The sequence below is a fragment of the Paenibacillus sp. strain BS8-2 genome (genome assembly GCF_054483835.1).
Genome location: NZ_CM137010.1, coordinates 5,037,276 through 5,049,182 on the forward strand (window position 1 = coordinate 5,037,276; position 11,907 = coordinate 5,049,182).

The 11,907-nt window shown below is 52.6% G+C and carries 12 protein-coding genes; 1 reads left to right on the plus strand and 11 read right to left on the minus strand.

Features of this window, described 5'->3' with window-relative positions; genetic code table 11:
- Positions 1–14 precede the first annotated feature (14 nt).
- The 4 genes from recG to ACX1C1_RS22060 are packed head-to-tail and all read right to left on the minus strand — an operon-like array spanning position 15 to position 5,113.
- Complete coding sequence (gene recG / locus ACX1C1_RS22045; RefSeq protein WP_458954284.1) at positions 15–2,069, minus strand: ATP-dependent DNA helicase RecG; 2,055 nt, start codon at positions 2,067–2,069, stop codon at positions 15–17.
- An 8-nt stretch (positions 2,070–2,077) separates the two neighbouring features.
- Positions 2,078–2,932 carry a DegV family protein gene (locus ACX1C1_RS22050; RefSeq protein ID WP_458954285.1) on the minus strand — a complete coding sequence of 285 codons (855 nt, stop codon included), beginning with the start codon at positions 2,930–2,932 and terminating at the stop codon, positions 2,078–2,080.
- Positions 2,933–2,962: 30 nt separating this feature from the next.
- On the minus strand, positions 2,963–4,696 hold the full coding sequence (locus ACX1C1_RS22055; RefSeq protein ID WP_458957764.1) for a DAK2 domain-containing protein: 1,734 nt from the start codon (positions 4,694–4,696) through the stop codon (positions 2,963–2,965).
- Between the two features lie 57 nt (positions 4,697–4,753).
- Positions 4,754–5,113, minus strand: coding sequence for an Asp23/Gls24 family envelope stress response protein (locus ACX1C1_RS22060; protein ID WP_458954286.1), 360 nt, complete (start codon positions 5,111–5,113; stop codon positions 4,754–4,756).
- Positions 5,114–5,405: 292 nt separating this feature from the next.
- On the opposite strand from ACX1C1_RS22060, the gene rpmB reads away from it, so the two are divergent.
- Positions 5,406–5,594: a 50S ribosomal protein L28 gene (rpmB, locus tag ACX1C1_RS22065; protein ID WP_068683988.1), complete on the plus strand. Its 189-nt coding sequence runs from the start codon at positions 5,406–5,408 to the stop codon at positions 5,592–5,594.
- Between the two features lie 164 nt (positions 5,595–5,758).
- Here the strand turns inward: rpmB and spoVM are convergent, their stop codons facing one another.
- The 7 genes from spoVM to rlmN all read right to left on the minus strand — a co-directional run bounded on the left by spoVM (position 5,759) and on the right by rlmN (position 11,825).
- Positions 5,759–5,839, minus strand: a complete 81-nt coding sequence (spoVM, locus tag ACX1C1_RS22070; protein WP_040711006.1) for a stage V sporulation protein SpoVM — start codon at positions 5,837–5,839, stop codon at positions 5,759–5,761.
- A gap of 175 nt (positions 5,840–6,014) precedes the next feature.
- Positions 6,015–6,281 (minus strand): hypothetical protein, encoded by a 267-nt coding sequence (locus tag ACX1C1_RS22075; RefSeq protein ID WP_458954287.1) that lies wholly within the window; start codon positions 6,279–6,281, stop codon positions 6,015–6,017.
- Positions 6,282–6,291: 10 nt separating this feature from the next.
- Positions 6,292–6,936 (minus strand): ribulose-phosphate 3-epimerase, encoded by a 645-nt coding sequence (gene rpe, locus ACX1C1_RS22080; protein ID WP_458954288.1) that lies wholly within the window; start codon positions 6,934–6,936, stop codon positions 6,292–6,294.
- A 5-nt stretch (positions 6,937–6,941) separates the two neighbouring features.
- Entirely contained in the window at positions 6,942–7,919 is a 978-nt protein-coding gene (gene rsgA, locus ACX1C1_RS22085) for a ribosome small subunit-dependent GTPase A (protein ID WP_458954289.1), read from the minus strand.
- Positions 7,876–10,005: a Stk1 family PASTA domain-containing Ser/Thr kinase gene (gene pknB / locus ACX1C1_RS22090; protein WP_458954290.1), complete on the minus strand. Its 2,130-nt coding sequence runs from the start codon at positions 10,003–10,005 to the stop codon at positions 7,876–7,878. The genes rsgA and pknB overlap by 44 nt, the downstream gene beginning before the upstream one ends.
- Positions 10,002–10,775 carry a Stp1/IreP family PP2C-type Ser/Thr phosphatase gene (locus tag ACX1C1_RS22095; RefSeq protein ID WP_458954291.1) on the minus strand — a complete coding sequence of 258 codons (774 nt, stop codon included), beginning with the start codon at positions 10,773–10,775 and terminating at the stop codon, positions 10,002–10,004. Before ACX1C1_RS22095 ends, pknB begins: the two co-directional genes overlap by 4 nt.
- Before the next feature lie 3 nt (positions 10,776–10,778).
- Positions 10,779–11,825: a 23S rRNA (adenine(2503)-C(2))-methyltransferase RlmN gene (rlmN, locus tag ACX1C1_RS22100; RefSeq protein ID WP_458954292.1), complete on the minus strand. Its 1,047-nt coding sequence runs from the start codon at positions 11,823–11,825 to the stop codon at positions 10,779–10,781.
- Positions 11,826–11,907 lie beyond the last annotated feature (82 nt).

Sequence of the window (11,907 nt, forward strand, 5' to 3'; positions counted from 1 at the left end):
AAGCGAATTATTGCCTAGTCCAGCTGCTCGCCCTGAAATAATCCTTCCCGCCGCAAAATACTCCATAACCGCGCAAACGATTCGTTCGTCCAGAAATCTTCCCGGCCCGTCAGCTCTCCGGCATCCTCACGAGCTTGCTCTAACGTCTCATAATCGCTCACCATATCGGCGATTCTGAATTCCGGCACACCGCTTTGCTTTGTCCCGAAGAAGTCGCCGGGTCCGCGCAGCTCCAAGTCGCGCCTTGCCACCTCAAATCCATCGGTAGTCTCCGTCATGACCTTCATCCGCTCTCGGCCCGTCTCGGACTTGGGATCTGCGATCAGAATGCAGTGAGACTGGTGCTCCCCTCGCCCAACGCGGCCGCGCAGCTGATGAAGCTGTGACAAGCCGAACCGCTCAGCGTCCATAATAACGATAAGTGTCGCGTTCGGCACATCGACGCCAACCTCAACGACCGTCGTCGCGACCAACACCTGACTTTCATTCGCGGCGAAACGTGCCATTGCATCGTCTTTGTCGGCAGCGGACAATCTCCCATGCAGCAGGCCGATCGTCAAATCCGGACATGACTGCTGAATCTGCATATACGTATCAATCGCGTTCTGTACGTCAAGCTTCTCGGACTCTTCGATGAGCGGACAGATGACATAAGCCTGTCGCCCGGCAGCTACTTCCTTACGGATGAAACCAATTACGCGGTCGAATGCGTCGTGTTTGACCCAATAGGTCTTGATCGGCTTGCGTCCCTTCGGCATCTCCTTAATTGTGGAGACATCCATATCCCCGAATGCTGTAATGGCGAGCGTTCTCGGAATCGGCGTCGCGGTCATCGTCAGCACATCGGGATCGATCCCTTTGCGACGAAGCACCATCCGCTGATTCACCCCGAATCGATGCTGTTCATCCGTCACGACAAGCGCGAGGCTGCGGAAAAACACATCATCCTGAATCAGTGCGTGCGTGCCGACAACAACGTCGATCAGCCCCATCTGCAAGCCTGCAAGCAAGTCTCTCCGTTTCCGCTCCGTCAGACTTCCGGTAAGCAGTCCTACCTGAATCCCCGTTCCCTCGTACAATCGTGCTAGCGACTTAGCGTGTTGCTCCGCCAATATTTCGGTGGGTACCATGAGAGCGCCTTGATGCCCTACTCGCACTGAACCATAAAGGGCTATTGCCGCAACGACTGTTTTGCCCGAACCTACATCGCCTTGCAGCAGCCGGTTCATCGCATAAGGACGCCGCATGTCCGTCAAAATTTCGTTGACTACCTTTTTCTGCGCATCCGTTAAGGAGAAGGGCAGCGTCGCCGCAAAATCGCGGATCGTATCACTGCCGATCGGCTGAGCGACACCGTCTGCGCGTCCTTGATTCAAGTTTCGATAGGCTTGCAGCTTGAGTTGGAACAGGAACAGCTCCTCGTAAACCATGCGGTGACGCGCAGCTAACCCCTGCTTGGGATCACCGGGCAGATGGATGCGCTCAACGGCTTCTGAGCGGGGCATCAGCTCGTAACGCTCGACGAGCTCGTAAGGCAGCACCTCCTCAATGAGCGGGCCATATTGCGTAAGGGCGGTACCAATCGCCTTGCGGATCCACGCTTGTGTAATATTGCCGCCAACATGGTAGACGGGTTGAAGAGAATCGGTTTTCGATGCCTTGGCAGAATCGGGAAACTCTGAATCCGCTACCGTCATTTGAAGGCGATGTTGTTCCCACTTGCCCGTTAACATGATCTCTCGGCCCACCCGCAGCTGATCTTGCAAGTACGTGCGATTGAACCAAACGGCTGTAAGGAGCAGCCCGCCGGCTTCAATCTTGCAGGTTAATCTGGATTTCGTGCGGCCGTAGCGCTGCAGCATCGGAATACCTCTCACGATACCCAAGATGGTTGCTTTCTCCCCGCTCTTGATATCCCCTAGTTCACGCACGCGATAATCCTCGTAACGGAATGGAAAATAATTCAGCAGATCAGAGATCGTATGTATGCCAAAGGCGTGAAGCTCCCCCTCTTTGAGAGCGCTCACGCCTTTGAGCTGTCTTACTGAAATTTCGTCTATCTTTATCATGCTTGAACTCACACCCTATGAATGAGTACGGCTGACGTTCCGGGACCCGCATGCGCGCCGATTACGGGACCAATCGTAGTGTAGCTGACTTGTTGTACATTCAGATCAGCCTTTACTCGTTCGCCAAGCTCTTCTGCAGCTGCATCGTCGTCAGTCTTAAAGATCGTAAGCGACACGGGATCCGAGCCGTAGCCGCCCTTGAGCATCTCGCTAATACGACTCATGGCCTTCTTCGTGCCACGCACCTTGTCCACCGCATGTACGCTACCGTCTGCATCCAGCGACAGAATCGGCTTGATGTTCAGAATCGATCCAATTAGAGCTGAGGCACGGCCGATACGACCACCCTTCTGCAGATGCTCCAGGCTGTCCACCAGGAAGTAGATCGTCGTATCTTCGCGAAGCCGCTCGATCTCTGCAAGAATCTCCTCCTTGCTATGACCGGCTGACGCCATCTCGGCCGCGCGTACCGCTAGAGTACCAATGCCGTAAGAAGCGGATCTAGAATTAACGACTGTAATATCCGCCTCTTGCTCCAGCATCGATTGAGCGATCGTTGCCGATTGATACGTACCGCTTAGGCATGCCGCCAAATGGATCGAGATAATGGCACAGTCCGGATCCTCCTGCAGCAAACGTTCGTAAGCTTCCGAGAACTCAAGCGGCGAAGGCTGGGAAGTTGTCGGAAGTGTAGATACAGACTTTAGCTTTTCGTAGAATTGATCCGCAGTGATCGTCACGGCATCCACATAGGTTTCTTCGCCGAACAGTACCTTAAGCGGTACCATCGTAATTCCGAGCTTCTCTCTCAGCTCCGCGGATATATCGGCCGTACTGTCGGTCACAATCCTAATATTCCCCATGACAACCCCTCCATCTCCTTATAGGAACAACTATTCGACAGCGAATAAGTACGGATAGAGCGGTTGTCCGCCTCGCTGTACCTCAATCTCCAGCTCGGGATATTCGCCTTCCACCCACTCGCAGAGCGTTGCGGTCAACTCGGCGTCGGCTTCAGAGCCTGCAATCACTGTCAGCAGATCGCCGCCGTTAGTCAGCATGTTGGTCAGCAATTGCTGGCATGCGGATAGCAGATCACGATCAGAGACAACGATCGCCTTTTCTTTGATGCCGATGAAATCGCCTTCCTTGATATCCACGCCGTCAATAGAAGTGTCGCGAACCGAATTCGTGACTTGCCCGGAAACGACTCCCTCCGCAGCGCCATTCATCCAATCTCGGTTGCGTTCGGGCGACTCATCTTCCTTGAATGCCAGCACCGCAGCAAGACCTTGAGGGATCGTGCGTGTCGGGATGACCGTCACATTGCTTTCGGACAGCTCAGCCGCCTGTTCTGCAGCGAGTATAATGTTGCCGTTGTTCGGAAGCAAGAATATATGATCCGCTGCGAGCGCGTCAATCGCCTTGAGGAAATCCTCCGTGCTCGGGTTCATCGTTTGACCGCCCGACAATACCGTGTCGACGTCACTTGCAAGGAATATATCCGAGATGCCGTCCCCCATAGCCACAGCTATAATGCCATAAGGAGCGCGTTCGAACATCTGCACAGGCGCCACTTCGCTGGCCGCTTGTCCCGATAGAATATTGGCGTTCGAGAAGTCCGCCGAGCTATCGATAGCCGCATCGTGTTCGACGAGGTCGCGATGCTGCTCCCGCATGTTAAGAATATGAATATCGGTAAGCTCCCCGTATGGGAGCGAGTAATTAAAGACGTCGCCTGGTCGACGCGAATGAACATGCACTTTGATGATATCATCGTCGACGATTACGAGAATGGAATCACCGTCCTTCTCCAGCTCCTTCTTGTAAGCGGATTCATCAAAAAACATCGCTGATTTCCCAGCATGGGAACGATTGATAAAAAATTCCATGTCATACAAAAACTCGATGTCCTCAGTTGCTAGACGCGCCTGCGCGGAATTAGGCTCCGCCTTTCTCTCAAGCGGCTTCACAGCAGCCACCGTCACGGCATCCGGCATAGCAGATTCTGTAGCTAGGTACAAGGAGTCGGATTCGTGTCCTGTCTCCAGCTCGGCCAAATAACGGACAAAACCTTCATAGATATAAACAAGACCTTGACCTCCGGAATCGACTACACCTACCTGTTTAAGCACAGGCAGTTGATCCGGTGTACGCTGAAGTGCTTCGTACGCCTTACGATGAAGCTCTTCGATAAGATCCGTTACTTCGGTATTACGTCTTGCGTATTGTACGGCATGTTTGGCCGCTTCCCTGGCTACCGTCAGAATCGTGCCTTCGACAGGCTTCACTACGGCTTTGTAAGCGAGATCCACGCCATGCTGGAGAGCGGCCGCAAGATCTGCTGCTGTCGCTTCCTCGAAAGTTGCAAGCGATTTCGAGATGCCCCGGAATAGCTGGGACAGGATAACGCCGGAGTTGCCGCGAGCGCCCATCAACAGCCCCTTCGACAATGCCTCCGCCGCTTTCCCAATATGTTCGGACGGTCTGGCCCGCAATTCTCTAACTCCAGAGCTCATCGTCAAATTCATATTCGTGCCGGTATCACCGTCAGGCACCGGAAATACATTTAATGCATTTACGCGTTCCGCGTTTTGTTGCAATAGCTCCGCACCGAGCAATGCCATGCCGGCAAAATCCGATCCGTTAATAGAGCGCTTACCCAATGAAAATTCCCCTTCCCGCTACCTGGATACCCTTACGTCTTGTACAAATATATGGACTTCATTCACTTGTAAGCCAATGACGTTATTCAGCACGTATTTCACCTTGGACTGAATGTTATGTGCCACTTCGGAAATTTTGGTTCCGTAGCTTACGATTATATGGAGGTCGATATGCAGCCCGTCGTTCTGCCGTCTCACTTCCACGCCGCGTGACATATTCTCACGGCCAAGCAGTTCCGCAATGCCATCCTTCAAGCCTTTGCGGGAAGCCATCCCTACAAGTCCATAACAATCCAAAGCTGCCGAGCCAGCTAGTACGGCAATGCAATGATCGGTAACATGAATGGAGCCCAGTTCGGTGCTTAGTTGCAATGACATGGATATTCACTCCTGACTGTATCTATTATGGACTATATATCATTGTACTATAAATAAACATGATATTGAAGTCTGTTCAACAATTTAGCTCAAACAGTCGTAGAATTGGCTTGAACCAATTGGGAGTTTGTGATACGATATTCAAGTGTGTTTAATGACCATATGTATGTAGTACGTAAAGGTTGAACGGAACTTGTTCTCGATCGGCCGGTGTATGGCTCATGTCATATTGAACGTGGTGTGAGTTTTCGAAGTCGGTTTTGCCCTGGCAAAACGTTAAGGAGGTGTAGTCATGTCCCGCAAATGTTATCTAACTGGCAAGTCGCCGCGTCAAGGCAACAACGTTTCCCACGCCAATAACAAAACACGTCGTTCTTGGGGCGTAAACGTGCAAAAGGTTCGCATCCTTGTTGACGGCAAACCTAAACGTGTTTATGTCAGCGCACGTGCGCTGAAATCCGGTAAAGTTACTCGCGTATAATCATGGCTAATGCCATAACCAAAAGCACCTGAGCGCTCAGGTGCTTTTTTTCTTCATTTCCGCAAGACAACGTCATCCCGCCGCTAGACGGACATGTTATTATTCCAGCGATCATTTTCCCCTGTTTCATGGCTGCCGGGGCACGGTAGCGCGCTGCTTCGGCACTAGCTTTTTTGGAACGTATTCAAAATCGCTTTGACAAATCCGCCCAGAAATTTCGGCAGTTTAATTGTATAAAACTTCATGCCTCATCCCTCCCTCAGACACGCTCATGAAATTAATCCGTGACCTTTCCCGCGCTCATGTTCCATCCTATGCGAAGGATTAACGTCCTATTCCAATGTAAGCGTGTATAACAGGGACAAAAGAAGAGCCGCCACCGGGTTGCGCCGATGACAGCTCTCTGATTTCACTCCGACGTCAAGCCGGAAGCGGATTGTCCTGAATATATGTGTACACCGCGAAACAAATCGCCGCCAAAAAATAGAATACGATAGCAAGCACGATAAATGTGACACGCAAGCCAATGGTTTCGAACCGCCGGAAAAACCGAATGCCGATATAAATGGCGAGCAAAGAAAACACATACTTGATGAAATCGCCGATATGTGCAAACAAAGCTAATGAGATACCTGCCAAAACGGCATATAAAATGACCCAGAAGCTTGTACGAACGGAATCTCTCATGGGTCTCCCCCTAACGCAGCGCCGCGATAGCGGCTGCGCGGTCTTGCTGGGCAAACACGGCATTGCCTGCAACGAGAACATTCGCGCCCGCTTCGCGAACGAGCGGTGCTGTCTCGGCATTGATTCCCCCGTCGACTTGCACATGCACGTGATCCAAGCCACGATCGTTCAACATCGTCTGGACTTGACGCAGCTTGACTAACGAATAAGGGATAAACGACTGCCCGCCAAAGCCTGGGTTAACCGTCATGATAAGCACAAGATCCAAATCATGAATAATCGGCTCCAGGACGGATACCGGAGTCGCAGGGTTAAGCGCCACACCGGCTGGCAAACCCTTTTCCTTAATATAGTGGATGGTACGGTGCAGATGCGTGCAGGCTTCTGCATGAACCGTAATCCGGTCGGCTCCGGCTGCGATGTAATCGGCAAGAGACAGCTCAGGGCGTTCGATCATCAGATGAACATCGAACGGAAGCTTGGTTGCGGATCGAACCGCAGCGATGACAGGTGGACCGAACGTCAAGTTCGGCACGAAATGCCCGTCCATGACATCGATGTGGATCCAGTCTCCGCCTGCTGCTTCTGCTGCCGCGATCTCTGCCCCGAGCGTGGCGAAATTCGCCGATAGTATGGAAGGAGCGATAATCGTCATGATAGTCAGTACCTCCGTTTAATATCTTTCATTTCCTCCAGGAAAAGCAAATAATGTTGATATCGGCTGCGTTCGATGTCGCCCGCCTCCAGCGCGGAGATAACCGCGCAGCCTGGTTCGTGAACATGCGTGCAGCCTCTGAATTTGCAAGACGGCGACAGCTCCCTCATCTCCACGAAACAGTAGCTTAAGTCCTCAACGCCTAATTCGCCGAAGTCCAGCTGACTGAAGCCAGGCGTATCTGCAACGTATGCGCCTCCTATATCCACAAGCTCCACATGCCTGGTCGTATGTTTGCCTCGTCCAAGTCGATTACTGATCTCGTTGGTCGTCAAGGTAAGTCCCGGGACGATGGCATTAAGCAACGACGACTTGCCAACGCCGGATTGACCTGCGAATACAGATAGATGCCCTTGAAGACGTTCGCGCAGCTCCCGGGTGCCCGATTGCTTACGGGAGCTTGTCCCGTATACTTCGTAGCCAAGCTTCTTATAGATACGCTGTACGGAGGAGGCTGCTTCCGCAGCCTCCTCCGTCATATCCCCTTCAACCTCAAGATCGCGTTTACTCAGGCACAATACCGCCGGAATCCCTGCATGCTCGATATGCACCAAAAATTTGTCCAGAAGCTGTAGATTAAGCACAGGCTCCGTAACGGAGAACACCAGAATGGCAAGGTCGATGTTGGCTACAGGCGGCCGTATGAGCTCGGAGAACCTCTCGCGAAGCTCCGTTACGGTGCCTTCCCCGTTCTCAGTCAAGACATAAGCGACCTGATCCCCGACAAGCGGGGTGAGCCCCCGCTTCTTGAATACGCCACGCGCCCTGCATTGAACGGTCTCACCTAACGGTTGCTGGTCGTCCTGCACATAATAGTAGCCGCTAAGCGCCTTTACAATGCGGCCATTACGAGCTTCGTTGCTCACCAGTTCCGTATTGTCATCCGCCTGCTTCTTCTTCGCCTTCTGTCCCGTCTTCGCCATCGCTATTGTCTACCTCTCCTTGCGCGGGCTGATTCTCTCCTTCACCTTCACCAACCGGCTGCTCTGTATCGCCAGCGCCAGGAATGGTCAAATTCGGCGAATCGTTGCCCGTGCCAATCTGATCGTACCGGATTTCCTGCGTGTCCTTAAGCTCGTTGTCCCGGAAGACCGTCACACGAGCGACCGTGTCCGGCGCAAGTATAACCGTGACAGGTATATCGACAGTGCTGTCAATCGTGCGTTTGACTCCTTCGATATTTTCGCCCGTTGCATCGGAATAAACAATTTTCACTTCGCTTGATTTGCCCGCTTGCGCCGGCGAAATGCGAATATTGAATTGATATGTTTTGGAATCGGCAGGCGGTCCGGAGCTTACTTTAAGAATGACGGCGGAGCCCTTAGGCACCGCATCTCCAACCTGGTAATCTTGTACGCCTATGACATGATCCTTTTCGTGCAAGTAGCTAGCTTCCCAGATGATGCTGTCCTCTTCAAATACAAGTTCTTTCGACTTCAGCCAGTTTCTGGCGTCCTTCAGTCTCCAGTCCGTAAGATCCTCCATCGGAACCGTCTCCCGGCCCATGCTGACGACAAACGACACCTCAGCAGATTCCGGATCAAGCATCTCGCCATCGTCAGGCGTTTGCTCCAATATCGTACCGGCTTCTTCCTCGCTGTGCTCTTCTGTGACATGGATCCGATCCTCGGCAATACCTAGTGCCAAGAGCTCTTCCTTCGCCTCTTGAAGCTTCCTACCGACGTAAGACTTCAGCTCCTTCATCTCGGGTCCGTCGCTGACGGATAGTTCGATAAAGGCGTTTTTCTTGACTCTGATATTACTCTTCGACTGGTCGAACACCTCACCCTTCGGAATATCCTTCTGGAATTCCCTAGTAACAGGATCGGTAACTCTCAGTCCAGCCTCAGTCAGCTTCGCCCTAGCCTCGTCCTCGGTCATCCCTATCACATAGGGGACGTTGACCTCGCCTGGATCCAACTGATTCAGTATCCACCGGAAGCCTAACAGCAGCAAGGCTAACAACAATAACGTGATGCCAACCACAAGAAGCGGCTTCTTCCAGCCTTTCGGCTTGTTCTCTTCCTCTTGCCAGTTCACGCTTGTTGTATCACTGACGGTTGCTTTGGCCTCCTTGCGGGGAGAGCCCTCCGAGGTTATCGGAGCAACACTTCCGCGGATGGCCGGCATCACCCTTGTTTCGTCCAAATCGTGATTGGCCGTAAATGAGATACGCGGCTCATTCAACCGTTCGGGGCGAAGACAAGTATCCAGATCAAGCAGCATGTCATGCGCCGAATTGTAACGCTCCGCAGGATTTTTGCGCATGGATTTCAGGATGACGTTCTCCACGCTCTGCGGGATATGCGGATTAACAACCCGAGGCTCCTCGAACGGCTCCTGTAGATGCTTAAGGGCAACGCTGATCGGACTTTCGCCGAGAAACGGCAGCTTCCCTGTAAGCATTTGATACAATACTATGCCGAGGGAGTATAGATCTGATTTCTCTCCGGTGTTAATGCCCTTGGCATGTTCTGGCGAGAAATAATGGACGGAACCAATGACAGAGCCCGTCTGTGTAATCGTCGATGATGTGACCGCTCTGGCAATTCCAAAGTCCGTCACTTTCACTCTGCCGTTGTTGCCGATAAGTATGTTATGAGGCTTAATATCTCTATGAATAATGTGATTCTGATGAGCGTGATCCAGTGCATCACAGATCTGGACCGCAATACGGACCGATTCCTCGTTCTGCAGCGGAGCCCTTTCTTGGATAATTTCGTTGAGGTTGCTGCCTTCCACATACTCCATCACGATGTAATGGATATCGTCTTCTTGTCCCACATCGTAGATACTAACCACATTGGGGTGAGACAATGCTGCAGCAGACTGCGCCTCGCGGCGGAACCTGCGGATAAACTCCTCGTCGCCTACAAATTGCTGACGAAGCACCTTCACCGCGACCTTGCGGTTCAGCAGTACGTCATGCGCCTTGTATACAAGCGCCATACCGCCTCCGCCAACGCGGGTCAAAATTTCGTATCGCCCTGCCAAATCATGTCCGATCATGTGCTTGTTCCTCCCGCTTCGCCACCGTGCTGATCTTGCAGAAGCACAACAGTAATGTTGTCGTCGCCTCCGCCGTCAAGCGCCAGCTGAATGAGATGATCCGCTTTGTCTTCGATCGCCAGCGTAGCGTCGGCAACCACCTTGGCGATTCTTCCGTCGCTGACCATGTTCGTCAAGCCGTCGCTGCACAATAACAATACATCCTCTGGACGCCACTCGATCGACTGTACATCGATTTCGACCTCTGGATCCGTACCGATTGCGCGGGTCAATACATTGCGACGGGGATGAGTAGCTGCTTCCTCTGCGCTGAGCTGGCCCGATCTTACAAGCTCGTTGACGAGTGAATGATCCAACGTGAGCTGCTGAATACCGCCGTCTCCAATGCGATAGGCGCGGCTGTCGCCAACATGTCCGATGACTGCCGTCCCCGGAAGCATAAGAGCCGCAACAACCGTCGTTCCCATATTATGATAACGATCGTTGCGAGATGCCATCGCATAGATTGCCTCGTTCGCCTCGGCGATCGCTTGTCTGATCAGCATCTTCCCTTCCTGCTCCGAGAACGACTGCTTCTCAGCGAGCTGCTCGAAGGTGCCGCGGAACGTATCGACTGCCGTTTGGCTGGCAACATCACCTGCTTGATGGCCACCCATGCCGTCCGCTACGACGGCAATGGACGCACCGCCGCCGAGCGAGCCTACCCAGCACTGATCTTCGTTAACCTGACGAACTCGTCCGATATTGCTTAAGGTTGCCGTTAACAACACTTATCACCTCGTCGTAGACTCCATATGTTTGGCTCGAAGCTGACCGCATGCGGCCGCAATGTCATGTCCTTGCTCCCGTCTGATCGTTACGTTGATACCATTCTTGTCCAGTATACGCTGGAATTCAAAAATATCTTCGCGAGGGGTACGAACGTAGTTGCGCTCAGGCACATGATTGACCGGGATTAGATTGACGTGGCAAAGCAAATCCTTCAGAACATCCGCCAGCTCTTGAGCATGCTCCGCTTGGTCGTTAACACCACCGATCAAAGCATATTCGAATGTAATGCGTCGACCGGTCTTCGCGATATAATATCGGCAAGCTTCCATCACGTCTTCGAATGGGAAGCGGCGGTTAACCGGCATCAGCTTCGAGCGGAGCTTGTCGTTAGGAGCATGGATGGAGAGCGCAAGATTGATCTGTGTGTTCTCATCCGCGAACTTGTACATGCTCGGCACGATGCCGCTGGTCGATACCGTGATATGACGCTGGCCGATGTTAAGTCCTTTCTCGTGAATCATGAGACGCAGGAATGTCATCGTTTCATCATAGTTCTCGAAAGGCTCGCCGGAGCCCATGATCACGATACTCGAGACACGTTCGCCGGATGCGTCCAGCATCTGCTGGGCAGTCACGACTTGGGCTACGATCTCGCCAGCAGTCAGATTCCGTTTCAATCCACCAAGGGTGGATGCGCAGAACGTACAGCCGATCCGGCAGCCGACCTGCGTCGTGACGCAGACGCTATTGCCGTAGTTATGGCGCATGATAACCGTTTCGATCGCATGTGCGTCATGTAGACCGAACAGGAATTTCACAGTGCCGTCCTTCGACTCGAACTTCGTAATCTCCGTCAGCGTGACGAACTGGAACTGGTCGTCCAGCTTGTCGCGAAGAGGCTTGGGCAGATTGGACATGTCCTCAAAGCTCTTGACACGTTTGACATAAATCCAGTCGAACAGCTGGTCGCCGCGGAATGCAGGCTCGCCGTTCTCTTTCATCCAATCCTTTAATTGATCGAGCGTATAGTCATAAATAAATGGTTTCATCTTCATCACACCTGTATCTGCAAAGTAGACGGCATGGCCGCCGGGAACATTGGTCCCAGGCGTTTCCTCAGCCGTCGTCGAT